This window comes from Chryseolinea lacunae (genome assembly GCF_016735595.1).
GTDB lineage: Bacteria > Bacteroidota > Bacteroidia > Cytophagales > Cyclobacteriaceae > Chryseolinea > Chryseolinea lacunae.
The window spans coordinates 346,593-370,880 of record NZ_JAERRB010000006.1; the positions used below are offsets into that span (position 1 = coordinate 346,593).

The 24,288-nt window shown below is 51.8% G+C and carries 19 protein-coding genes; 8 read left to right on the forward strand and 11 right to left on the reverse strand.

Annotated elements, in window-relative coordinates:
• Window positions 1-109: 109 nt before the first annotated feature.
• A complete protein-coding gene (locus JI741_RS19295) occupies window positions 110-928 on the reverse strand; it encodes a glycerophosphodiester phosphodiesterase family protein (protein WP_202012697.1) in 819 nt (272 codons plus the stop codon).
• 64 nt (window positions 929-992) lie between these two features.
• Window positions 993-4,370, reverse strand: a complete 3,378-nt coding sequence (locus JI741_RS19300) for a TonB-dependent receptor (RefSeq protein ID WP_202012699.1) — start codon at window positions 4,368-4,370, stop codon at window positions 993-995.
• A 204-nt stretch (window positions 4,371-4,574) separates the two neighbouring features.
• On the opposite strand from JI741_RS19300, the gene JI741_RS19305 reads away from it, so the two are divergent.
• Both JI741_RS19305 and JI741_RS19310 read left to right on the forward strand, forming a co-directional pair.
• The gene (locus tag JI741_RS19305) at window positions 4,575-7,142 is read left to right on the forward strand and encodes a M14 family metallopeptidase (protein WP_202012701.1); all 2,568 of its coding nucleotides are present in this window, start codon (window positions 4,575-4,577) and stop codon (window positions 7,140-7,142) included.
• Window positions 7,143-7,182: 40 nt separating this feature from the next.
• Window positions 7,183-8,007: an endonuclease/exonuclease/phosphatase family protein gene (locus JI741_RS19310; RefSeq protein WP_202012703.1), complete on the forward strand. Its 825-nt coding sequence runs from the start codon at window positions 7,183-7,185 to the stop codon at window positions 8,005-8,007.
• A gap of 51 nt (window positions 8,008-8,058) precedes the next feature.
• Here the strand turns inward: JI741_RS19310 and JI741_RS19315 are convergent, their stop codons facing one another.
• The 5 genes from JI741_RS19315 to dusB form a co-directional block, all read right to left on the reverse strand.
• Complete coding sequence (locus JI741_RS19315; RefSeq protein ID WP_202012705.1) at window positions 8,059-9,459, reverse strand: alanine/glycine:cation symporter family protein; 1,401 nt, start codon at window positions 9,457-9,459, stop codon at window positions 8,059-8,061.
• Between the two features lie 114 nt (window positions 9,460-9,573).
• On the reverse strand, window positions 9,574-10,785 hold the full coding sequence (locus JI741_RS19320) for a C10 family peptidase (protein WP_202012708.1): 1,212 nt from the start codon (window positions 10,783-10,785) through the stop codon (window positions 9,574-9,576).
• 209 nt (window positions 10,786-10,994) lie between these two features.
• Complete coding sequence (locus tag JI741_RS19325) at window positions 10,995-11,441, reverse strand: DinB family protein (protein WP_202012710.1); 447 nt, start codon at window positions 11,439-11,441, stop codon at window positions 10,995-10,997.
• A 214-nt stretch (window positions 11,442-11,655) separates the two neighbouring features.
• Window positions 11,656-12,537 (reverse strand): DMT family transporter, encoded by an 882-nt coding sequence (locus tag JI741_RS19330; RefSeq protein WP_202012712.1) that lies wholly within the window; start codon window positions 12,535-12,537, stop codon window positions 11,656-11,658.
• Between the two features lie 91 nt (window positions 12,538-12,628).
• Window positions 12,629-13,621, reverse strand: a complete 993-nt coding sequence (dusB, locus tag JI741_RS19335) for a tRNA dihydrouridine synthase DusB (RefSeq protein WP_202012714.1) — start codon at window positions 13,619-13,621, stop codon at window positions 12,629-12,631.
• Window positions 13,622-13,652: 31 nt separating this feature from the next.
• On the opposite strand from dusB, the gene JI741_RS19340 reads away from it, so the two are divergent.
• The 5 genes from JI741_RS19340 to JI741_RS19360 all read left to right on the forward strand — a co-directional run bounded on the left by JI741_RS19340 (window position 13,653) and on the right by JI741_RS19360 (window position 19,296).
• Window positions 13,653-14,627: a CPBP family intramembrane glutamic endopeptidase gene (locus JI741_RS19340; protein WP_202012716.1), complete on the forward strand. Its 975-nt coding sequence runs from the start codon at window positions 13,653-13,655 to the stop codon at window positions 14,625-14,627.
• Between the two features lie 44 nt (window positions 14,628-14,671).
• Window positions 14,672-15,508, forward strand: a complete 837-nt coding sequence (locus tag JI741_RS19345) for a phosphatidate cytidylyltransferase (protein ID WP_202012718.1) — start codon at window positions 14,672-14,674, stop codon at window positions 15,506-15,508.
• Between the two features lie 389 nt (window positions 15,509-15,897).
• Window positions 15,898-17,172 (forward strand): Glu/Leu/Phe/Val family dehydrogenase, encoded by a 1,275-nt coding sequence (locus JI741_RS19350; protein ID WP_202012720.1) that lies wholly within the window; start codon window positions 15,898-15,900, stop codon window positions 17,170-17,172.
• A 103-nt stretch (window positions 17,173-17,275) separates the two neighbouring features.
• On the forward strand, window positions 17,276-17,935 hold the full coding sequence (locus tag JI741_RS19355; RefSeq protein ID WP_202012722.1) for a phosphatidylserine decarboxylase family protein: 660 nt from the start codon (window positions 17,276-17,278) through the stop codon (window positions 17,933-17,935).
• A gap of 248 nt (window positions 17,936-18,183) precedes the next feature.
• Window positions 18,184-19,296 carry a fatty acid desaturase family protein gene (locus JI741_RS19360; RefSeq protein ID WP_202012724.1) on the forward strand — a complete coding sequence of 371 codons (1,113 nt, stop codon included), beginning with the start codon at window positions 18,184-18,186 and terminating at the stop codon, window positions 19,294-19,296.
• A 10-nt stretch (window positions 19,297-19,306) separates the two neighbouring features.
• Here JI741_RS19360 and JI741_RS19365 read toward each other — a convergent pair whose 3' ends face one another.
• From JI741_RS19365 to JI741_RS19380, 4 genes are all read right to left on the reverse strand, one after another.
• Complete coding sequence (locus JI741_RS19365; RefSeq protein WP_202012726.1) at window positions 19,307-21,172, reverse strand: STN and carboxypeptidase regulatory-like domain-containing protein; 1,866 nt, start codon at window positions 21,170-21,172, stop codon at window positions 19,307-19,309.
• Between the two features lie 22 nt (window positions 21,173-21,194).
• Window positions 21,195-22,205 (reverse strand): FecR family protein, encoded by a 1,011-nt coding sequence (locus tag JI741_RS19370; RefSeq protein ID WP_202012728.1) that lies wholly within the window; start codon window positions 22,203-22,205, stop codon window positions 21,195-21,197.
• A gap of 4 nt (window positions 22,206-22,209) precedes the next feature.
• Window positions 22,210-22,788, reverse strand: a complete 579-nt coding sequence (locus JI741_RS19375) for an RNA polymerase sigma-70 factor (RefSeq protein ID WP_202012730.1) — start codon at window positions 22,786-22,788, stop codon at window positions 22,210-22,212.
• A 144-nt stretch (window positions 22,789-22,932) separates the two neighbouring features.
• Window positions 22,933-23,532, reverse strand: a complete 600-nt coding sequence (locus tag JI741_RS19380; protein WP_202012732.1) for a hypothetical protein — start codon at window positions 23,530-23,532, stop codon at window positions 22,933-22,935.
• 121 nt (window positions 23,533-23,653) lie between these two features.
• Between JI741_RS19380 and JI741_RS19385 the strand changes: the two genes are divergently transcribed.
• A complete protein-coding gene (locus tag JI741_RS19385) occupies window positions 23,654-24,268 on the forward strand; it encodes a DUF4254 domain-containing protein (protein WP_202012774.1) in 615 nt (204 codons plus the stop codon).
• Window positions 24,269-24,288 lie beyond the last annotated feature (20 nt).

Here is a 24,288-nt window from a genome sequence, read left to right on the forward strand (position 1 = left end):
CCGACGGGCCCCAACCATAGGACCTTGAACTTACTACATTCTGCCGGATATTAAAAGCGGGCTCACTGAACTCTGGCGACACGAACGTAAGGTAGAATCCCGAAAAGCCCTAAAACACGCTGGAAACCTCAATCGGATAGTCCGTTATTAAAATATCGATGTAACTTTTTTCTACATAGTTCCGGTAAAAATCCGGTGTCAAAAGGGCGCCTTTGTGTTTTGTGAATTCGCTAACGTCTTTCATGTTGGGCACGTGCAATGCACGAAGTTTTGTTACCAAAGCCGCCGGTGTTGTGTCAGTTGTGTAGGCCACCAGATTTTTTGTTGGAATGGAAAGTGCTTCAATGGCCAGCCAATCTTTTTCGTCGCGCACCAAACACGAGATAAGAACCTGTTGTGACGCGTCGTAAACTTTCTTTGTGTTTTCAATCTTGAACGTGAGCACAATGGTTTTGTCGAGCAACGATGCTTTGCTCACAGCGGCGATGGCTTCGACCCACACATCGGTCTTTATGTCGAGCATCATGACGATGTTTGCCTGCGCGGCATATGTCAAAAAATCGTCGAAGGTGAGCAGACGTTGGTTGGTGATGTTGCCTTTTGCGTCTTTCAAAAACAGCGAAGCCAGGTATGTATCCGTGAGCGCTGCGATCTTGCCGGTGCCCGTGGTGGTGCGGTCCACCGTTTCGTCGTGAAGTATATAGAGTTTGCCGCTTTCGCTCTTGCGGATGTCAAGTTCCAGCACCACGGGTTTGAGCTTGCTTTGGCTTTCGGTGTGTTTGAAAAGGGGCAACGAGTTTTCTGCAAACGCGTCATAGAATCCGCCGCGATGGCCGCAGATCCAGAGTTTCCGGGTGTCGGTTTTCCATTGGGCCATGGCGTGAAGGCTAAACAGCGTGAGCATGAACAAGAGCAGGTTGCGTTTCATACCGTTAAAAAAAAAGAAGCACCCCGTTGTCGAGGTGCTTCTGTTTGTTATTGTGAATAGTGTATTAGTTAAAGATGTAGCGGATGCCCACCTGTGCCTGCCATACGTTGTCAAGCGTTGCGCTCTTGATGAACGAATCTTTGATGAGAACAACGTCGTTGTCGCCGTTCACTTTGATGGCCTGGGTTGCCAGTTTGTATACTGGAGTTCCGTCGGCGTTCAGGTGATCGATCGAGATCGGGTTGGCGTTGGTTGTGGCATAGCCCAATCCCCATTTGTTGTTCAACAGGTTGGCTACGTTCAGGATGTCCAAACGAAGTTGAAGCGTGTTCTTCTTTTCTTTCTCTCCGACCTTGATGTAGAAGTCCTGAACCAATGTGAAGTCGAAGCGGGTCAACCAGGGATACACGCCGCCGTTTCTTTCGGCATACTGTCCACGACGGGTTTTCAGATAGCTGTTGCCTTCGATGTAAGAATCATAGGCAGCTTGCTGCTCGGCTTCCGTGAAATTTTTGGTGATCTTGTTGCCGGCGATGTCGGTGAAGGTTGTAGAGAACGGTGCGAACGCGAAGTCTGTACCTCTGTTGGGCACATAGATCAAGTCGTTGGTTGTTTGACCGTCGCCGTTCAACTCGCTGCCGTAGGTATACGAAATCTTTCCAGGGTTACCAGTCGACGAGTTTCCGCCGCTATACGACACCATACCCAACGACACCATGGTTGATCCACCAAACTTTTCGCCGTAGTTGATGCGGTAGTTTGCAAAGCCCACGATGCGATGACGCAGATCGTTGTTGGCATAGGCAGCACCCAGATAGTTCTGACCCAACACGGTGGCGGTGTTTGCTTCCACGGTGCTGCTCACCGACTGCATGTCTTTTGCCTGACCATAGGTGTAGGCCAACATTCCGCCAAATCCTTTGGCTGCAGGTTTTTCAAGTTTACCGGTGATGGTATAGGAGTAGCCTTCTTTTGTATTTTTCAACACAAACACGTTGGTCACGGCAGTGTTGTAGTAGCGCGCTGCGTTAACACCTGCGCCCGTCACGCCCGATGCGGGGAAACGTGGACGACCGTCGGCACCCGGGAAGGTGCGGTCCGGACCTTTCAGGTTGGCGTCGATGTAGCGAAGACCTTGGATGGTTTTGTTGTAGATCACTTCGGCCGTTCCAATCAAACCCCAGGGGAGTTTTTGATCTACGGCGATGTTGCTCTTCCACACCATGGGATACTTCAGATTAGGGTCCGTTGCATTAACAACGTAAGGAGGAAGTTTCGTGATGTCGGTGGTAGTGGTGGGAATAAACTCTTTAGGGTCAACTCTGAACGGATATGCTGTTGTTGCTGTAACGTTCAACACGGCAGTGTTCACACCGTTGTTACCCAACTGGTTCGACACCAATACCTGGGGAATACGCGACACGAAAATGCCGGTACCTCCACGAATCTGTGTCGTCTTCTCGCCAGTCACGTCATAGTTGAAGCCGATGCGAGGCGACAGCAACACGCGGGCTTTCGGGAATGCACCGGTGCTTACTTTATAGTCAGCACCATTTTCGTCTTTAAACGTCAACGCTTCCACTACGGGGTTGTTAAAGTCAGTCGCGGTGGCGTTGTCATACTTGAACAGATCGCCGCGTACACCCGCTGTGATTTTCAGTTTGGGTGTGGCTTGCCATTCGTCTTGCACATAGAAGCTGTAGGTAGAAACCTTCAACACCTGCAGAGGCTCGGCGCCACCAGGCAACAACGAATAGCGGAGATTATAGCGTGCCACGGTCACCGGCGAAACGGCGCTTGGGTTGGGCGACAAGGCATCGTTCACAGCCGTTTTGAAATCGGCGATGGAGTTATACACATACACACCGTTCGACGAAGGGAAGAACACGTTGTTCGACTTGTAGTACTCATATGCAATACCGGCCGTGAGCGTGTGCTTGCCGGCAAAGTAAGTGAGGTTGTCGGTGATGTTGAGCGTTGAATAGTTCAGCTTGTTGCTGGGTGTGAACGGATCGAAACCAACTGAAGTATACGTGCTTCCGCCCGCACCCAAAATGTCGATGGTGGGGAACATGTCGGCCTTGTAGCGTCTGTCTTCAATTTGTTTGTTGAACGTAGCGATCAGGTTGTTGGCAAATTTGCTGGCAAACGTCGAGTTCCACTCCGCGGCGATGGAACGGGTGTTGTCTTTAATAACATAGCCCGTGTTCTGTGCCGAGATGGCGTTGGCAATGTTTGTGCGGTTTCCGTTTCCGGCCGTGTTGCTGCTATTGCTGTTGCTGATGATCGCGTCCGACTCGGAGTCGTGATGCGAATAGCGAACCGACACTTTGTTGTGATTGTCGATGTTGTAGTCCAGACGCAACAGTCCTTTGGTGCTCTTGATCTCGTTGTTGAAGTTGTCGATGGCTCCGAGGTCGCGACCGAATTTTTCCAGCATAAAGGCTTTGAGGTCGTTCATGTCGGCGGTGGTCACACGCGATTTGTTACCCGTGGCGCCCGGTCCGTCCGTTACCCAATCCAACGCAGGTTGTGAGCTTTTGAATTGCTCCATGTTGGCAAAGAAGAACAATTTGTTTTTGATGATGGGACCGCCCACACGGAAACCCACGGTGCTTTCTTTCAAGCTCACGGGAGGAAGATCGTTGCCGTCGGCTTTCTTGCCGGTCATGTTGTTCTTGCTGTTGCGGAAGAGATAATACACCGAACCCGACACGTCGTTTGTGCCCGAGCGGGTCACGGCGTTGATGCCGGCACCGGCAAAACCTGATTGACGCACGTCGAACGGTGCAACGTTCAATTGCACTTCGTCAAGGGCATCCAACGAAACAGCTGAAGTTCCTGTGCGGCCACCGGCTTGCGCGGAGCTACCCAAACCAAAACCGTTGTTGAATACCGAACCGTCGATGGTGAAGTTGTTGAAGCGACTGTCCTGACCGGCAAAAGAGCGGCCGTTGCCATACGCATTGTATTTCACGATGTCGTTCACGCTACGACCAATGGTGGGGAGGCTGTTCAGATTTTCTCGTGTGAACGATGCTGCAGCACCCGTGCGATCGGAGCTGAAGATGTCGTTGCGTCCGGCAGACACCACCACTTCTTCAAGTTGTGTGCTTTCGTCTACCAGCTTCACGCTCACGTCGGCAGCCACACCCAGGCTAAGGTAAATGTTATCGACGCTCTGTTCTTTGTATCCTACAAAAGTGTATTTAACAGAATAAGGTCCACCCACGCGCATGCCGGGCAGTGTGTAGCGGCCATCGGCCAGGGTCGTTGTTCCATACGAAGTTCCCGAAGGCGTGTGAACGGCAATGACCGTGGCACCGGGTAGCGCCTCGCCATTGGCATCCGTGACAATCCCCGACATGGAAGACGTCGTTACCTGCGACCAGGCTCCAAGCGAGACCAGCAGCAAGGCCATTAACAGTAAAGTTTTTCTCATACGTTTGATTTAGATTAGATTTAGTTAGAGCGGAACAAAAATACCCGAATGGTAACACTTAACCTTTAAAGCACTTTTAATTCTTTCCACAAATTGTTTACAATAAGGTAACAATGATTCAGGTGCCACTCATAAAAATTGTCCTAATTGTTTGATAAAGAATATTTTATTTGCCCATTATCGACTCCTAAACCGAACGGAAACATGCTGAGATCTTTTCTTCTTACCTTTTTTCTTACATCGATTGCAATTTATACGAGTGGTCAACCCGACCTCTCCTACTACCTTCCGGAGGGCGTAACCTACGACCCGGCCATCCCCACACCCAAATCCATCATCGGCCACGAGGTGGGCGAATGGCACGTGACCCACGACCGGCTTGTCAATTATATGTATGCGCTCGACAAAGCGTCAGACCGCGTGACACTGGAAGTGACGGGCCATACCTACGAAGGCCGCCCGCTGTTGCTGCTCACCATCACCTCGCCCAAAAATCATCAGAACCTGGAGGCCATCCGAAGCCAGCACGTTCAGCTGGCCGACCCCGCAAAATCGTCGTCGCTCGACACCAAGAACATGCCGGCCGTGTTCTACATCGGCTTCAGCATCCATGGCAACGAGGCCAGCGGCGTGAATGCCGGATTGCTCGCCGCCTATCATTTTGCTGCGGCCAAAGGCAAAGACATCGAATCGTATCTGGACAACACCATCATTTTGTTTGACCCCAGCTACAACCCCGACGGCATGCAGCGCTTCAGCAGCTGGGTGAACTCGCGCAAGAGCCAGGTCATCAGCACCGACCCCAACGACACCGAACACAACGAAGCCTGGCCCGGCGGCCGCTTCAACCACTATTGGTTCGATCTGAATCGCGACTGGCTTGTGGCCCAACATCCCGAGTCGCAGGCGCGCGTGAAAAGTTTTCAGAAATGGAAACCCAACGTGCTCACGGACCACCATGAGATGGGCACCAACGCCACATTCTTTTTTCAACCCGGCGTGCCCTCACGCATGCACCCGCTCACACCCGAAAAAAATCTGGAGCTGACCAAACGCATCGGCGAGTTTCACGCAAAAGCGCTCGATGAGATCGGCTCGTTCTATTATACACAAGAAGGCTACGACGATTTCTATTATGGCAAAGGCTCCACGTTTCCCGATGTGCAGGGATCGATCGGCATTTTGTTTGAACAGGCCAGCTCGCGCGGCCACTCACAGGAAAGCATCAACGGTGTGCTCACGTTTCCCTTCACGGTGCGCAATCAATTTACAACGGCCCTCAGTTCGTTGAAGGCCGTGAACACCTTGCGCGAAGACTTGCTGAACTATCAGCGCCAATTTTTTAAAGATGCCGTTGCCGAAGCTGCAAAAGATCCGGTGAAAGCCTACCTCTTCGGATCTTCGAAAGATCCGGTGCGCGCATTCTATCTCGCCGAAATCATTGCACGACAAAATGTAGATATCTACAAAGTCGGTTCCAATCAAACGGTGAATGGAAAAACATATGTGGCCGCGTCAAGCTATGTGGTGCCCATGAACCAGGCACAGTATAAGCTCATCAAAGGCATGTTCGAAAAACGCTCCACGTTCAAAGACAGTTTGTTCTACGACATCTCCAGCTGGACCTTGCCCCTGGCATTTGGTCTTGACTATGAAGAGCTGAAAGCCACACCGGCCTTTGGCGAAAAACTTACCACACCAAAAATGCCCGAGGGAAAACGCGTGGGCGGCAAGAGTGAATATGCATATGTGTTTGAGTCGTATGGCTATTATGCACCGCGCGCCATCTATCGCATCCTCAGCCATGGCCTGCGTTTGAAAGTTGCCAGCGATCCGTTCTATAGCACCGACGGCCGCAAGTTCGACCGTGGCGCGTTGTTGCTGGAAGTGGGCAGCCAGGAAAAGAATGCCGACCAGATTGAGTTTATCGTGAACGAAATTGTCTCGAAAGACGGCATCGATGTGTATGCCTTCAACACCGGCCTCGACTATAAAGGTGTGAGCCTGGGCAGCGGTTCGTTTCTCCCCTTGAAGAAGCCCGTCATCGGCATGCTGGTAGGCGATGGCATATCGCCCACCGATGTCGGCGAAGTGTGGCACATGCTAGACACGCGTTTTCAAATTCCCGTGTCGCTCATTCCTGTGAATGTGTTTGACCGGACAAACCTGAATAAATACAACACTCTCATCCTGCCTCCAACCGTTTCAACACCTGCGCTCAGCGAAGCGACAAAAGAAAAACTGAAAGCGTGGACACAAGCCGGTGGCGTGATCATTGGCCTGGAAAATTCTGTGACCTGGCTCACCAACATCGGTCTTGGCCGGTTTGATATGAAAAAAGAAGACGAGAAAAAAGATGCCGTCATCAAACCGCGTCCGTATGGCGACATCGATGAATATACCGGCGCGCAGGAAACCAGCGGCGCCATCTTCGAAGCCACGGTAGACCTCACGCATCCGTTGCTCTATGGCTACACCAATGCCCGCATCCCGATTTTCAAGTCGAACAATCTTTTTATGGAGAAAGCGAAAAATGCATATGGCAATCCCGTAGTGTTCACGGCCTCCCCGCTGATCAGCGGCTACATTTCGAAACAGAACTATGGCAAGGTGAAAGAAAGCGCCGTGGCGGGTGTCACGGCCTATGGACAAGGACGTGTGGTGGGCTTCACCGACAACCTGTGTTTCCGAGCGTTCTGGCTGGGTTCGAACAAGATGTTGATGAATGCCATTTATTATGGACCACTCATCAGCAACACCTCTTCACGTTAACAGTTCAATAGAAACGAAACGATTGGCTAACTCAACCACCATGAAAATTCACTTCACCCTTTTCGCATGGCTTATTATGGCAACAACCTTTGCACAGTCGGTTAAGGTGATGACCTACAACATCCGGCTCGACACACCGGTCGACAGCGTGAATCAATGGCCCAAGCGCGCGCACAAGGTGTATGACCTCATAAAAAAATACGACCCCGACGTGCTGGGTGTGCAAGAGGCCATTCATCATCAGCTGATGGGTATCGTTGAAAATGTTCCGGCCTATGGCTATGTGGGCGTGGGTCGCGACGATGGAAAAACAAAAGGCGAATATTCGGCTTTGCTCTATAAGAAAGACAAGTTCGAGGTGATTGATCACAACACCTTCTGGCTTTCGGAAACACCCGACGTGGCCGGCAGCAAAAGCTGGGATGCCGCCATCACGCGTGTGGCCAGCTGGGCCATTCTGAAAGACAAGAAGACAAAGAAAGAATTCCTGGTGATCAACACACACTTCGATCACATCGGCAAAGAGGCCAGAAAAAACAGCGCCGCGCTGCTGAAAAAGAAAGCTGCGGCCTTGCGGAAAAATCTGCCCGTGATTCTCACCGGCGATTTCAACTGCACACGCGAAGAACCTCCCTTTGCCGTGATGGCCGACCCAACAGACATCAGCCTGCTCGACACGGCACCAAAAGAAGCTCCCGGAACATTCTGCGGATTCAAAGTAGGCGCCATGAAGTGCAACCCCATCGACTACATTTTCTACACCAAACCGTGGACGCCATCGGGCTACAAAGCCATTGACGACAACGACGGGAAATATTATCCCTCCGACCACCTGCCGGTTGTGGTGACGCTGACATTGAAGTAAGCGTTCTTACCAGAAGAAGCGGCTCGCGTTGTTAAACATCGCGAGCCGCTTTTATTTTTTCCCGTGCAGTGCACCAAAATATTTTGCAGCTTCCTTCTTCACCGCCGGTGCCAACGCAAATGCCGAAAGCATGGTGGGCACGGCCATGAGCGCAAATGCAATGTCGATCATGTTCAACACAATGTCGAGCGACACCACGGCGCCAACCACAATGGTGAAGATATAGAAGTAGTCGTACCACTGGCTTTTGTTTTCACCTATCATAAAGGCCAATGCCTTTCGGCCGTAATAGCTATAGGAGAAGAGCGCGCTGATAGCAAACACCGAAGCACAAACAAGCAACACCACCTCGCCACCATAGGGCATGGCTTCGCGATAGGCCATCGACGTGAGCGTGATGCCCGATGCCCCTGTGGTCTTCCACACGCCCGTGGTGAGTATGGCCATGGCCGTCAGCGAGCACGAGATGATGGTGTCGATGACGGGACTCAGCATCGACAGCAAACCTTCGCGCACGGGCGCGGTGCTCTTCGATGCGCCCATGGCCATGGGCGCCGTGCCAATGCCCGCTTCATTCGAAAACGTGGCGCGGCGAACACCCAGCATGATGAGCCCACCCAACACGCCCCCGAGAAAAGGATTCCCGTGAAAATGTTCGGCTGCAAAGGCATCGGTGAAAATAAGTTTGAAATAGTAGGGCACCACATCGGCATGCACCACCAGAATGACCACGACAGAAATAAAATGCAACACAATCATCAACGGTACCATGCTTCCCGCCCATGTGCCAATGCGCTGGATGCCGCCTATAATGACCACCGACACCAGCACGGCAACCACGATGCCAATGACAAGCTTCTGCACACTAAGTGTCACGCCGCCAATCGCCACAAACGTTTCGTGCACACCGGCAAGTGGCAACCCGATGTCGACCAGAGCCTGCGTGAGCTGGTTGGCCGAAAAGATGGGCAACGCGCCAATCATGCAGCACACACAGAACAGGGTCGCCATAGGCTTCCACTTTTTTCCGAGGCCTTCGCGAATCACATACATGGGCCCACCCTGCACTTCGCCGGTCGAATCTTTGCCACGATAGAGGCTGGCCAGTGTGCTCGTGAAAAAATTTGTCGACATCCCCACCAGCGACGTCATCCACATCCAGAACAAAGCACCCGGTCCGCCCAACGCAATGGCCGCAGCCACTCCTGACAAATTACCCATCCCTACCGTTGACGCGAGCGCGGTTGACAACGCCTTGTAGGCACTGATCTGCCCCGGCGCGTTTTTATCTTCGTCTTTGCCGGCCAGAATGCGCACCGCGTGAAAAAAATATCTGTATTGAATAAACCCCGAATAAAACAGGAAGAACAATCCTCCACCGAGAATGAGAAACAGCACCGGCCACCAGATGTAGCTTGCTGCAGTAGATAAAAACTCCTGAAATGAATTCAAGAAGAGTGGGTTTTAGTGAACATCAATAACGCAAAATCCCCAGCATTAAAAAAGTCGCCCCGTTCGTGGAGCGACCTTTCATATCTGATGTGCAAACAATCTGTGTTGTGGCTGCTATGGATGAATGTTGGTGACCATGATGTCGTTGGTATTAAAAGACATGCTTCCCGGATTGAAATTGGACGTACCAAAATATCCATTGAATACGCCCGACCATCCCCAGTTCACATGAATGGCTTTTGATACACCCACATACGTTGAAATCCACTCGCCGGGTGTGTTGGGGTCGGGTCCGCAGGTGTAGTAATGTTGTTCGGAGAAACCGTCTACCACCCAGCAATGTCCGCCGCTTGGACCGGAGCCTCCCATCACCACAGGGCGATCATTGGCCAGATCGAATCTCACCGTATTGTAGTTATAGCTCGCATAGTTTGGTGTCGGATAACCAAAGTTGGCGAACGTGCCCGGAATAGCTGTGCCAAAGGCACCCGATGCTGTGCACGAATAGCTCATGTTCAAATTGGCAGGCAGTCCCAGATCGCGCATCAACCGCGAGGTTTCCGCGCTTCCGCTCCCGAGTGGCATCGCGCCCCAGGTATAGGTTGTGGGAAATTGCCAATAGCGCATCACCTGTGCCATGGCCGTGGCCACACACCCGGTGAGCACACGCCCGTTGCCGGTTCCGCCACATCCCCAGTTGGCCAGCAGGTTGTTGTAGCCTGCTGTTTGGTCCCATGTGGAAAGTACAAGCGGATCTACACTCACGGTTTGATAAAATTGCGTGTCACCATTGTTGCAATCGCCCACCTGGCCGTAGACAATGCGACCGTTTTTTGAACGCGTTCGCTTGGGCGTTTCAGTATACGACTTCCACAGTCGCTTCACTGCCGGGTCCTGTTTTACATGCGCGCTGCGAAGTTGACGCACGGTGTTGCCGATGCCATCGAGCCATTCTTTCAATCCTTCCGGCATGAGCGTGTCCGTTCGGAACGTCGACGCATCCGAGTGTGCCAGCACCGGCGACAGTCGGTTGTCGGCCGAGAGAATTACAAAGCCGCCGCCTTCATAGTTCACCACATACGCCGCAGGCAATGTGCCTCCGCGTTTCAACGTTTCCGCACGTTTGATTTTTTGCCGCGCCGTGCGCCCGTTTCCGCTTATCACGTTGGGTGTTTGCACGGATGCAAAGGCTATGGCTTCGTCAATCGACACCATGTTCTCATCGGGAAGTTCCGACGGTGGCACAACATTGTCTCCTGCGTCTCTACAGGAAAATACACAAGCGATCAGAAAAAGGAAGGGAAGAATTTTTTGTTGAATTTTCATAACGTGTAGGATTTTGGTTTATGAATAGAAACAAAAAAGCCCGTTCACACCGATGCATAACATCAGTGTGAAGGGCTCCTACATTCAAATACGAAAAAATTCCGATCGAAAAAAAACCGGTCGGATGAAGTAAACATTAATTCGCGATGTATTCCATCCGAGCGGCGTTAACCTTCCGGTCTCACAGGTGAGTGGATTGATTTTCCCTCCTATCGATTGAATTGCCGAAGATGATGATCGATGTGCTTGAAGGCATGATAGCCGAGTTGTTCCGTGGTTATCGTTCCGAAAAATGGGTGCACGAAGTTGCGCGCCGGCGATTGTGCGTTTTCTTCCAACAACGTTTTCCATTTCTTTTTCTCGGCTGCCAGGTCGCCATGTCGTTCCTTCACCAGGAGCTTTGGGCTGGTGGGCGCATTGTGGCCCATAGGTTTGTCGTCTTTCAGAGATTGCTTCAATGCAAGCCTTCCAAACAGGTAGCCAATAAATGCGCGTTTGATCGGCAGTGTGCCCATCACCATTTCTTCCCACAACGCGCAATGTTTCGCCATCTGATAAACACTCATCTTGCCCCATTGCGCCGTGTCGTTTTCCGAAAGCGAATCGATGCGGCGAATCAGTTCGTCGCGCGTGGGTTTGTCGAATACGGTTTTCATATTTTGAATTGGTGGTTTAAGCGTTGTTTCAGATTTGTGAAGCGCAGTGGTGTACTGCCTCGAAACCCATCGCCCATCACACGCTCCAGATCCGCCCCGACAGGAATCAAATCTCGACACTCCTTCCATTGAAGAAGACCAACCCTTGAGCAAGCCTTCCACGGAAGCGTTGTCGCTAACGTAAAATCAATAATACTTCTCGCAGGAATCTACTTTATTTTTTCCGGTTGGCCAGATACACACCACCCACAATGGCGGCCATGCCAATAAAATGTCCGCCCTGAAGTTGTTCGCCGTCAAACATGCCCCACATCACCCCCACAATGGGAATGAGGTAGGTAACGGAACTGGCAAACATGGGCGTGCTGATCTTTACCAACTGATTGAACAAGATCGTGGCCACCGCGGTGCTCATCAAACCCAACACAGCAATAAATCCAAACGACCTCCACGCACCGTCAACCGTGGTCAGCTTGTGCACCACGTCGGTGAACCCCAGTAGATAGATAAACGCCAGGGGCCCGATCATCATGAGCGACACGCTTGTGATGGTGATGGAACGCACGTCGAGAATTTTGAATTTGATGAGGTTGAGGTTTGATCCATAGAAAAAACAGGCCAGCACAATCAGCAACGCAAAGGCATTGAAGCCGGTGATGGTTGCTCCCGAACGCGACAAGCTCAGCAGCACCGTCCCCGCAAACCCGAGGATGATGCCCACAATGGTGAGCAGCTTGAATTGCTGCCGGAAAAGAATGGCTCCGATCAACATTGTGAAAATGGGCGTGAGGGTGTTGAGCACGCTGGCCATGGAACTGGGCATGCGCGTTTGCGCGAGCGCGAAAAGAAACGACGGAATAAAAATTCCCATCATGCCCGACGCAAACAACTTCTCATAGTCGTCGCGCTTCAATTCTTTCAGGTGCGTTAGACCCACCGGAAGGAGAAACAATGACGCAAAGGCTACACGCAAAGCACCCACCTCGTCGGCATCGAACGCTTTGAGGCCTTGTTTGATGAGAATGAAAGACGTGCCCCAGATGAGCGCAAGCAATCCTAATAGAATAAAAGCTTTTGTGCGTGGATTACTATTCATAAGAAGGTGTTGGGAAACAAATGAATACAAAAACAACATCCCGACGCAAAAAAATTCGGGTTCACAAACGCAAAACCGTGGTTGGTCTTTTTTATGCCAGGGTCAGTGACGAATAGTATTCGGTCACTTCGTCGAGGATGGCCATGATTTCCGTTTCTGTTTCTACTTCCACGAGTCGCGTGCGAAAAGGTTTGAAATCGGGAACACCTTTAAAGTAACTGGAATAGTGACGGCGCATTTCGAAGATGCCCAGCCGGTCGCCCTTCCACCGCACCGAAAACTCGAGGTGTTTTTTTGTGGCGCGCACGCGTTCGGCCATGTCGGGTGCCTGCAGCTTTTCGCCGTGGCGGAAATAGTGTTTTATCTCGTTGAATATCCACGGATAGCCAATGGCGGCGCGACCAATCATGATGCCGTCCACCCCATAGCGGTTCCGGTATTCCAGCGCTTTCTCCGGGGTGTCCACATCGCCGTTGCCGAAGATGGGGATGTTCATGCGGGGATTGTTTTTGATGGCGGCAATGAGTGTCCAGTCGGCTTCGCCTTTATACATCTGCACGCGGGTGCGGCCGTGCACGGTGAGGGCCTTGATGCCGATGTCTTGCAAACGCTCGGCCACCTCCACAATGTTTTTGGTTTTATCGTCCCAGCCCAGGCGTGTTTTCACAGTCACGGGCAGGTGCGTGCATTTCACTATTTCGGCCGTCATAGACACCATCTTGGGGATGTCTTGCAGCAACGCGGCGCCGGCGCCGCGGCAGGCCACGGCTTTCACGGGGCAACCGTAGTTGATGTCGATGAGGTCGGGGTTGGCGGCCGTGGCAATCTCGGCCGAGCCCACCATGTTGCCGATGTCGCCGCCAAACAGCTGGATGCCGATGGGGCGCTCGTATTCAAAGATGTCGAGTTTTTGCCGGCTTTTGGCCGCATCGCGGATGAGGCCTTCGCTGGAAATGAACTCGGTATACATCAGGTCGGCCCCACCTTCCTTGCACACGGCACGAAACGGCGGGTCGCTCACATCCTCCATGGGCGCCAGCAACAGAGGAAATTCGCCCAACTCTATTTGACCTATTTTTACCATCTTTGGCGCAAAGATAATGAGGAATTTGTCAATGTCAGACCACCGTAATCTAGTTTCAGACCGCTCACCTTTTCTATCGTTTGTGCTCATCCTGATCACGGTTTTTATCGGGTTTGTGGTGGTGGGTCCGCTGCTCGGCTTTGCCGTGGGTTCGCAGATTTACGACGGCAACTTGCTGAACGACCTGCAAACCGGTTCCGACAACCCCGGTTTCTTCCTGGCGGGCATGGTGGTGCAGGGCATTGCGGCGTTTGTGGGTCTCGTTGTTTTTCCGGTGATGCACATCCGTTTTCTGGAACACAAATCGCTTTCACCATTTTTTCCTGACCAACCTAAACTCGGACAAATTCTGCTGGCCGTTGTTTTTCTTGGCGTCGCCTTTCTTGTGGCCATATCTCCCATTTCGGAATGGAACAGCGTCATGCATTTTCCCGAGTCGATGAAAGCCTTCGAAACGTGGGCCCGCGAGAAAGAAGACATGGCGGCAAAAATCACGGAATCGCTAACGCATTTCAGTTCGCTGTCGGACGTGATGCTGGCATTGTTGGTCATCGCGGTGCTGCCCGGCGTGGGCGAGGAGCTGGTGTTTCGCGGCATGATTCAACGCGAACTGTGGCGCAGCTCACAAAATATTCACCTGGCCATCTGGACGTCTGCGTTCATCTTCAGCGCCATTCACATTCAGTTCTTTGGATTTTTTCCACGTCTCTTGCTGGGCGCGTTGTTTGGATATGTATACTATTGGTCCGACAACCTGTGGGTGCCCATCTTCGCCCACTTCGTGAACAATGCCATGGGCGTGGTGGGCATTTATATGAGCCAGCAAAAGTTAACGGAACTGAACATGGAAGACAACACCGCCGCGCCCTGGCCGCTTGTGCTGGTGGGCGTAGTGGCCACTGCGGGCCTGTCGTATTTCATCTGGAACCATTACCGGCAAAACCCGCCAAACGTAAAAGATTTTTCAGGGTCTTCCGTCTTACCCCATCAGGACCCTTTAGTTTAACGTTTGTAATTTGCACATTTGCCAACTTTAGCTTTACCTCAACCGTGACCAACTCGCTTTCGAAATACAACAACCTCACTCAACGCATCATCGCAGGCGTGCTCGGTTCGGCCGGCATCATCACGGCAGTGTGTCTGAACGAATGGACCTATTGCGCTGTGTTCTTCATCATCTGCCTGTTCTCACTGCTGGAGTTCTACAAGCTGGCCGGACTGGATGGCCTCGTGCCTCAAAAGACATTTGGCACGTTTTGCGGCGTAGCCATTTTTCTGCTTTCGTTCTTTATTGAAAAAGGCGATGTGTCGTATCGTTTCTATTTTCTCATTTTCCCGATCGTGTCGTGTGTCTACATGATCAAGCTCTATAAAAAATTCGAGCGCAAGCCGTTCACCAACATTGCCTTCACGTTTCTGGGAATATTTTATGTAGCCGTACCGTTTGCGTTGCTCAACGTGGCGGCATTCGAAAACGGAACCTACAACTACCAGATCATCTTTGGCTGTCTTTTCATTTTGTGGGCCAGCGACACCGGTGCCTACTTCGCAGGAACATTTTTTGGCAAGCGAAAACTTTTCGAACGCATCTCGCCCAAAAAATCGTGGGAAGGATTTTTTGGCGGCGCCCTGCTCGCCCTCATCTTTGCCTATGGCGTGTCGCGCTATTTCGAAACACTCACGTTAACCCAGTGGATGATTGTGGGTGTCATCATCATTGTGGGCGGAACCTTTGGAGACCTGGTGGAGTCGCTTCTGAAACGCAGCATCGAAATCAAAGACTCCGGCACGGCCATTCCCGGCCACGGCGGCTTCCTCGACCGCTTCGATGGTCTGCTCATTTCGGCTCCCTTCATTGTTGCCTTCCTGGAGATCTCGCACGCCTGAAGCGAATACTAAAAACAAAGACCTTGGTTCTTCCCTTGGCGGGGATGGCGAATCGGGTACTACATCTATCCTCCCCAAAAAAAATCAGCTCGGACCTGTCAAAATTATCCATGATCCGGCATGCTCCTCAACCGAATTTCGTTTGACATTTTCGATGTATTGCAAAAGAAAATTCAGCCTGTCATCATTACGCAAAATCTTATAAGTCGATGCTTCCAACCGCGAGCCTTTTTCCAGGCTAAAAGATCGGTGTGAAATGAATTTAATTAACTTTGCAACCGTTTTCGAGAAGGATTTTTGATTCCCCCGTTCATAAATCAACGAAATGAGGAAAGGCCTCACTAAAAATTATCCTAACTTCTGCATTCTAAACGTTCACCCCATTCATTATGGCATACATTGAACCGGCACCGCTGAAAGACAAAGAGAATCCTTTTGAAGCGATGATGTCACGCTTCCAGGTGGCTTCACAACTCCTGGGCCTCGAAGAAGAAATCTATAACGTATTGAAAAATCCCGCCCGCCAGGTCATCGTTTCCCTGCCGGTGACAATGGACGACGGTACCATTAAGGTGTTTGAAGGCTATCGCGTGATCCACTCCACCATTCTTGGTCCATCCAAAGGCGGCATCCGGTTCGACCCCGCCGTGAACCTCGATGAAGTGAAGGCCCTGGCGGCATGGATGACGTGGAAGTGCGCCGTCGTAGACATCCCCTATGGCGGTGCCAAAGGAGGTGTGACCTGCAACCCGCGCGAGATGTCGTCGGGAGAAATTGAGCGCCTCATGCGCGCCTACACCCAGGCCATGGCCAGCGTGTTTGGCCCCGACAAAGATATTCCCGCCCCCGACATGGGCACCGGTCCCCGCGAAATGGCCTGGCTCATGGACCAGTATTCGCGCATCCAGGGCATGACCACACACGCTGTGGTGACGGGCAAGCCGCTGGTGATGGGCGGATCGCTGGGCCGCACCGAAGCAACCGGACGTGGTGTGATGGTTTCGGCCATGGCGGCGATGGAGAAAATGAAAATCAATCCCTACAAAGCCACCTGCGCTGTGCAGGGTTTTGGAAACGTGGGCTCGTGGGCAGCACGCCTCCTGCACGAACGCGGCCTGCTGGTGCAGTCGGTCAGCGATTTGTCGGGTGCCTACTACAACGAAAAAGGAATCGACATCGCCAAGGCCATCGAATACCGCGACTCCAAGAAGGGATCGCTCGACGGTTTTGAAGGTGCCGAAAAAATAAGCAACACCGACCTCCTCACCCTGCCCGTGGACCTGCTGGTGCCGGCGGCAACCGAAGATGTAATCACCAGCTCCAACGCGCCCAACATCAAAGCCAAGCTCATCGTGGAAGGTGCCAACGGCCCCACGTCGTCGCGTGCCGACAACATCATCAATGAAAAAGGCATTGTGGTGGTGCCCGACATCCTGGCCAACGCCGGGGGTGTGACGGTTTCGTATTTTGAGTGGGTTCAGAACCGCCTGGGCTACAAGTGGACGGCCGACCGCGTGAACCGCCGCTCGGACCGGATCATGAAAGATGCCTTCACCAACGTGTATAAGACGGCACAGGAATACAAAGTGCCCCTGCGCATCGCGGCCTACATGGTGGCCATCGACAAAGTGTCGAAAACCTATAAGTTCCGCGGCGGATACTAAACCGCGTGCTGGGCATTTATCCAATTTACCCGTAACTTTGCGAGCAGGCTTTTTTGAAAAAGCTTGCTCTTTTTTTATCTGAAAAATTAAACACATCAGACCCATGACGATACACCGCGAAGGCCGTACGCTTCTTTTTGTTTTATTATTGGTTCTCTTTGCCCTCAACTGGGCCGTGGCGCGTTTCCTCCCCGGAAACACCCTGGTTCAAAATTCGGTGATCGTTGTGAGCGTGGTGTTCTATCTCATCATCCTTCAGTTTTTTCGCGTTCCCATTTTCACAGTTCAAAAAAATGACAACCAGGTTCTGGCCCCGGCCGACGGCAAGGTGGTGGTGATCGAAGAAACTGAAGAAACCGAATACCTGAAAGGCCGACGCAAACAGATTTCTATTTTCATGTCGCCCATCAACGTGCACGTTAATCGCATGCCGCTGGGTGGTGTGATCAGCTTTTTCAAATATCATCCCGGCAAATACCTGGTGGCCTGGCATCCTAAATCCAGCACAGAAAACGAACGCACCACGGTAGTGGTGAAGACCAAAGACGGTGTGGAGGTTTTGTTCCGTCAGATTGCCGGTGCACTGGCCCGCCGCATCAAGTGGTATGTAAAAGAAAATCAACAGTTGCAGCAAGGCGAAGAATTTGGTTTCATAAAATTCGGCTCACGAGTCGACATCTTCCTGCCGCTCGACGCCAAGGTGAACGTGAAGATCGGCGAGGTGACCAAGGGTGGACGCACCGTGCTGGCCGAACTCAAATAAACACCACACCAGCCTTTCTCACGGATGTAAGAAGTGGACCGTTACTGTAGCAAAGTGGCACAATTTCCATTGTAGTTTTACCGTTGTATCGAGGCATCACAGACGGTGTCTATGGCAAAACATTTCACAAGAACTTAATGTAACATCCTAACAGTCGTTTATCATCATATTCTCGCTACTTTTAGGGTCAATTATTTCCTAACCTCCACCAATAAAAAACTTCAACAACAAAAAGATCAATACTGCGCATGAGACCTGCAACCAGCATCCGATTTTCAGCTAACCGAGCCGACTTTTTCTCGACGTTGAATCATCGTGTCAACGACTATTTCAAAAGCAACAACATCAGTCGCTATGCAAACGCCGAAATGAAATTCAAGACGGTGTTCATGTATGTTCTCTTCTTCGCGCCCTACATCCTGCTGATGACACAAACCGTGACACAAGGGTGGGCCATGTGGCTGCTGACGTTGGTCATGGGCACAGGCGTTGCCGGCATCGGTCTTTCGGTGATGCACGACGCCAACCACGGGGCCTACTCCAACAAGAGCTGGGTGAACAACCTGATAGGCTACTCGCTCAACGTGATGGGCGCTGGCGCATTCAACTGGAAAGTGCAACACAACGTACTTCACCATACCTACACCAACATTCACGACGTGGATGAAGACATCAGCCCCCGCGGCATCCTGCGCATGTCGCCCCACGGCAACTGGAAAGCCATCCACAAATTTCAACATCTCTATGCGTGGTTCTTCTACGGCCTGATGACGTTCGTGTGGGTGATTCACAAAGATTTCGCACGCCTGATCCGCTATCAAAAAGACGGCATGGTGAAAAAACAAAAAGCCAACCTCGCGGCCGAGTGGGCCATTCTCATTGCCACAAAACTTATCTATGTGGGCTACATCCTGGTGCTGCCCATGCTGGTGCTCGACATCACGTTTGGCCAGTGGTTCATCGGTTTCTTCTCCATGCACTATGTAGCCGGATTTATACTCGCCGTGATTTTTCAACCCGCACACGTCATCGACGGATCCGAGTATCCGCTTCCTGACGCGGAAGGCAAAATGGAAAATTCGTGGGCCATCCATCAGCTCCACACCACCACCAACTTTGCCAACAAGAGCCGCTGGTTCTCGTGGTATGTGGGTGGTTTGAATTTTCAGGTAGAACATCACCTTTTCCCCAACGTTTGCCACGTGCACTATCGCAAGATTTCGAGCATTGTGAAGCAGACCGCCGAAGAATTTGATTTGCCCTATAAGGCAGAGCCTACTTTTAGCGGCGCCCTGATGGGTCACGCCAAACTGCTGAAAGAACTGGGTAAGCGCCCGGCCATGCAGGTAGCCCAGGCGTGATCTGAACAGTCTATAGGAATCTCAATCCAATTTTTGCGCCCCACCACATCTTCAGGTTCATGTCGTTGCTGTAGGTGTGGTCGTAGATAAAGCTGGGCGTGTAGTTTGTGAACAGCGTGGGGTATTCCTTGTAGGTAGTGTCGGTCAAGTAGCCGTTCAGCGTTATGCCAGCCACCAACGCCACTTTTTTTATCGGCTCCAGCTCCACGCCAACAAAAACTTTGTTGATCATATTCACCTTCTCGAAGCTGTTGCCCTGCACAACCTGGTTGGCCGTTAAGTCAACATTCAAACTGATCCAGCGATTGAGGCGCGGGGCCGTGCCCACACCATAGCCAAACATCCACAGGGTTTTGTCGCCTTCGAAGGTGTCGGGCTTTGCGCCCGCCGTGAAGATGTTATAGAACCGGTGCACGCCCGTGCGAAAGGCCACGTTGGTATAAAAGATCTCATCGGCCGAGACTTCTATTTTGTGATAGCCCTTCAGCACAAAGCTGAAAAACCCAATGGGCACACCCTTGATGCTGTCGGAAATGTTTATCAAGCCCACTTGTGTTCCCTGAATGCGCGTGGCATAGTTGAGCAGGCCCGACACTTGTGCGCCCTTCATGCGGGTAGCCGCCACGTTTATCATCCCCGATACCTGCGCTCCCTTTGTTTCGTGTGTTGCAAAATTCAGGATGCCGCTCAATTGCGCACCGTTCATTTTGCCCGCCGTGAAATTCAAAAGACCGGCAGCCTGCACGCCCTGAACATCCTGTGTTGCCAAATTAAAAAGTCCGGCAGCGTGCGGACCTTTCTGTTCTCCCAATGTAAGGTTCCCCAACCCCGCCAGGTGCACCCCGCGCGACTGGTGGTGTGTGATGTTGAATAGCCCCGCGGCCGAAATTTTTCCCGACGAATTCCAGTCGGCGTTCACAAGACCCGCCAGCTGCACACCTTTCACACTGTCGCGCACCACGTTGAACAGCCCGCTCATTTGCCACCCCTTTGAATGCCCGCCCACAAGATTGAACATCCCGGCCATCTGCACCCCTTGCACGTCGCCGCGGTCGAGGTTGAACATGCCCGCCATTTCAAACTTGCGAACGCCCAGCGCATAGCCGCCAAAGATGTTGAAGGAATAGTCGTTCACCACGTTGGCGCTCAGCTTGTGGTTTGTGCCGATGAAGGGCACCAGCGAGAGTTGTCGTTTGCGATAGAGTGTGTCGCGGATGTTGTCGGTGTTCACCGACTTGGGGGCGAGTATTTTTGTTTTCCAGAAACGCCTGATCTTTTCGCGCACGCTGTCGGCCAGTGTCAGAATTTTTTCTTCGTTGAAGCGGATCGGGATTTTCAGCAAACCGTTTTCGTCGGCGCCCACCGTCACGAGTGTGTCGGTATAGTTTAATTTGTTCACCGCCAGAATAACATCGGCGGGCGGTTTGTCGATCTTGATTTCGAAGTAGCCATACGAATCCGTGACGGTAGACGACAGCGACACCGGGTCATAGACACTCACGTTCTTCAACCTTTCTCCGGTGGCTTCGTCTACAATATAGCCCGAATAGAGTTTGGGCTCTTTGCGCTGCGACGTAGTGGCTCTTGTTAGAATGATGTATTTGCCCTTGGTTTTATACTGCACCGTGCCCGCAAAAAGCTGATCCAGAATTTCGCGAACCGTTTTTTTCGTGAACGAGGCCGTCACCATTTTGCTGGCATTCACCAGGGCGGCGTTGTAGGAAAAAATGAAGTCGCCTTGTTTGGAGATTTTCCGCAGGGCCACGTCCAGCGGTTCGTTCTCGAAGGTGATGCTGATCACTTTTTCGAGCAGCGGCGGCGATTCGTCTTTGGCCTCCACCATGCCGGCGGCCACACAAAGCAAAAGCAGCCACACGCCACAAACCGCTCCGGAAATTCTAAGGCGCCACACAACCCGTACCCTCCAGCACAATTTGTCCACCCGAATCCGTTACGGTGAGGTTCAATGTTTCTTTCATTACCTCCACAATCTGTTCCAGGCTCTCGTTGTTAAACGAAACCGTGAGCCTGCACTTGGCCACGTTGCCACGCAACACTATCTTTTTGTCGTACACGTCGTTCAACGCTTCCACCACGCTTTTCAGATCGGTGTTGCTGAAGCTGAAGAATTTTGTTTTGTAGGACAACACGTTAGCTTCGGGCTGATCGATGGTGAAGGTTTTTGTCTTCTTATTGTAGATACCCTTGCCGTTGGCGCGCAGGTAAACACCCGAATCTTTTTCGGAATAGAACATCACTTCGCCTTGTTCCACCACCACCTCAATGATGTCGGAATCAGGATAGGCCTTCACGTTAAACGCCGTGCCGATGTCGCGAATGAAGATGTCGGAAATCTGCACGAGGAACGTTTTGTTGTCTTCGTGCTGAATGTTGAAGTAAGCTTCTCCCTTCAGTTTCACCAGGTGCACTTTCTTCTTCTTGTCGTAGGAATAGGTGAGCTTGGTTTCGCGGTTCAGAAACACATCGCTGCCGTCGGGCAGGGTGTCGGCTTCGGTGGTTTTGTTGGTGGCCACCTCCAGCGGCGGCACCGTGGATGGATTGAGCATGCGGTAGGCAAACAGCCCCACGCCCAGAATCACCAGCACGCTGGCGGCGACGCGCCACGCCCGCGACATGAAGAATGGATTGGGTTGGGCGGAGAGGGTGCGCACCTTCGCGCCGTCTTTCATGGACGACTTCAGTTTTTTCCAGGCGGCGTCTGTGTCGTAGGTTTGAATTTCTTTTACGGCAGCCGCCTTCGTGAAAATGGTGCGAAGCTGGTCGAGGTATTTTTTGTTTTGCTCGTCAGCCTTCACCCACGACTCCACAAAGGCAGTCTCCTCTACACTGGCTTCTCCCGCCAGATATTTTCCAATCAGGTCGTCGATATGGTTCAGGTTCGTGCTCAAGGCCTTAGTTTAAAAATCCGTTCATCAGCACGATCAGCAACGGAAGGTAATCCTTCAGCTGTTCGCGCATAATTTTTAATGCTTTTCCCATTTGGTTTTCCACCGTCTTGATCGATATGTTCAGCTGCTCGGCGATTTCGGCATACTTCAGTTCTTCGAAGCGGCTTAGCTTGAACACTAGCCGGCATTGTTCCGGCAGCTTGTCCATGGCGGTATATATTCTTGTTTCCAGTTCAGAAGCCATCACGGTGCGGGCCACCGATTCCACACTGCGGTCGGCCACGGCCAGTTCGAGGGCCACGTGTTGTTGTTTTATTTTTTCGTGCTTCAGCACATTGAGGCTGGCATTGCGCACCATGGCATAGAGATAGGGCCTCACGCCGGTGTGGATGGAAAGATCCTCGCGCTTTTCCCAAACATTCAGAAAGGTGGACTGAACAATCTCCTCAGCCTCGTCGCGGTCCTGGACGAAGGTGTGGGCGTAATTGCAGAGGGGTTGATAAAAAGTTCTAAATAACATCTCAAAGGCAGTTATATCTCCTGATTTCAGCGTTTCAACAAGCTGGTCTACCGATACTTCCACTGCTTTTGGTTAAGTGTTAACAGCGAAATTTACGGCTTTGCGGCTTTGGGGTTATGACAATCGGGAAAAGTTTTACCCCTATGGCTGAAAAAAGATTTATTCAGAAAGCTTTCCAGAGGGCATTTCAAACTGCAAATCGATGGCCTACAGGGGTTCTGCCACCCAAAACGATCCCTGGGCGCGGATGGTGACCATGCCGGTGCGGGCACATTCAAACGCTTCGTGCGCCGTGGCCTGAAGCCCCTGCAGGTGCAACACCTGCGACGATGTGCTCTTGCGGACCTTCAGAAGTGTGCCGGCGGTGATCCATTTTTCAAAATAGCCCGAGGATATGATCGACCACTTGAGATTTTCTTCGATGATGCTGACCCGCAACGCGCCTCTGAATTTCTCCACCCCATCAAATGTGTCTTCTGTGGCCACGGCCAGCAGGTTCACATCGGTTTGTGCATCGCTATTCAAAAATTGCAGCCCGCATTGCAAAAACGACTCGCCCGCAGCAAGGGTCACGACCTCTACCGGAGCCTGGCTCGACAGCATGAACGACGCCCGCTCGGTTTGCTCGGCATGGGCTAGCACCACGTCCAGTTTGATTCCCCACGACAGCACATCTTCCAGAATATTTCCGGCAGCCAACACCAGTGGCGCCCACTCCAGCAACGGGCCGGCAAGGGGAAACGGAAGCGGGTCCAGAATGAACAAGGCCGGCTCCTGGCCTTCTCTCACAAAATGATGCGATGACATGCAGTTAGTGGCTGGGATTTGTTTTTAAATGCGTTTCTCTTCCTAACTTCATGGCGGCGATTACCTTATTAGTAACCGCGCTCAATGCCAAATTAATTAAATTGCGCACTAATTGCTCACTATGTTAACGGCCCACGACAGCTATACAATTTTTCAACGCAGCATCGACGACTACCACATAACAGACCATGTAGACACGCCCATCAAAAATCCATATCCCACGGGAAGTTTTGAGGCCCTGCTCTACGCCAAAAACTGGATCGACACAGTGCAATGGCATTTCGAAGACATCATCCGTCTTCCCGACATCAATCCGGTAGACGGCATTGCGCTGAAAAGAAGGATTGATAAATCAAACCAGGACCGCACCGATCTTGTTGAGAAAATAGACGATTATTTTCTCGAACAGTTCAACGCGGTGGTGCCAAAACCAGGCGCACGCATCAATTCAGAAACCCCTGCCTGGTTGCTGGACCGCATGAGCATCCTGATGTTGAAAATTTTCCACATGAAAGAGCAAACCGAACGGAAAGATGCCAGTGCCGACCACATTGCAAAATGCACGGCAAAACTCAACGTGTTGCTCGAACAGCAACACGACATGGCGCTGGCCTTCGACGAACTGATGGAAGACATTGGTTCCGGCGCACGCCGTTTCAAAGTGTATCGCCAGATGAAAATGTATAACGACGCGTCCCTTAACCCGATGTTGTACGCGAACAAACCTGTTTCCTAAAAAAACGCAGCTTCAAAGAC

What these genes read in the sequence shown, in the direction of transcription:
- JI741_RS19355 (WP_202012722.1), top strand. Translation starts at nt 17,276, where the DNA reads ATGACGATACACCGCGAAGGCCGTACGCTTCTTTTTGTTTTATTATTG.
- JI741_RS19305 (WP_202012701.1), top strand. Translation starts at nt 4,575, where the DNA reads ATGCTGAGATCTTTTCTTCTTACCTTTTTTCTTACATCGATTGCAATT.
- JI741_RS19380 (WP_202012732.1), bottom strand. Translation starts at nt 23,532, where the DNA reads ATGTCATCGCATCATTTTGTGAGAGAAGGCCAGGAGCCGGCCTTGTTC.
- JI741_RS19320 (WP_202012708.1), bottom strand. Translation starts at nt 10,785, where the DNA reads ATGAAAATTCAACAAAAAATTCTTCCCTTCCTTTTTCTGATCGCTTGT.
- JI741_RS19360 (WP_202012724.1), top strand. Translation starts at nt 18,184, where the DNA reads ATGAGACCTGCAACCAGCATCCGATTTTCAGCTAACCGAGCCGACTTT.
- JI741_RS19350 (WP_202012720.1), top strand. Translation starts at nt 15,898, where the DNA reads ATGGCATACATTGAACCGGCACCGCTGAAAGACAAAGAGAATCCTTTT.
- JI741_RS19310 (WP_202012703.1), top strand. Translation starts at nt 7,183, where the DNA reads ATGAAAATTCACTTCACCCTTTTCGCATGGCTTATTATGGCAACAACC.
- dusB (WP_202012714.1), bottom strand. Translation starts at nt 13,621, where the DNA reads ATGGTAAAAATAGGTCAAATAGAGTTGGGCGAATTTCCTCTGTTGCTG.
- JI741_RS19385 (WP_202012774.1), top strand. Translation starts at nt 23,654, where the DNA reads ATGTTAACGGCCCACGACAGCTATACAATTTTTCAACGCAGCATCGAC.
- JI741_RS19340 (WP_202012716.1), top strand. Translation starts at nt 13,653, where the DNA reads ATGTCAGACCACCGTAATCTAGTTTCAGACCGCTCACCTTTTCTATCG.
- JI741_RS19300 (WP_202012699.1), bottom strand. Translation starts at nt 4,370, where the DNA reads ATGAGAAAAACTTTACTGTTAATGGCCTTGCTGCTGGTCTCGCTTGGA.
- JI741_RS19330 (WP_202012712.1), bottom strand. Translation starts at nt 12,537, where the DNA reads ATGAATAGTAATCCACGCACAAAAGCTTTTATTCTATTAGGATTGCTT.
- JI741_RS19325 (WP_202012710.1), bottom strand. Translation starts at nt 11,441, where the DNA reads ATGAAAACCGTATTCGACAAACCCACGCGCGACGAACTGATTCGCCGC.
- JI741_RS19295 (WP_202012697.1), bottom strand. Translation starts at nt 928, where the DNA reads ATGAAACGCAACCTGCTCTTGTTCATGCTCACGCTGTTTAGCCTTCAC.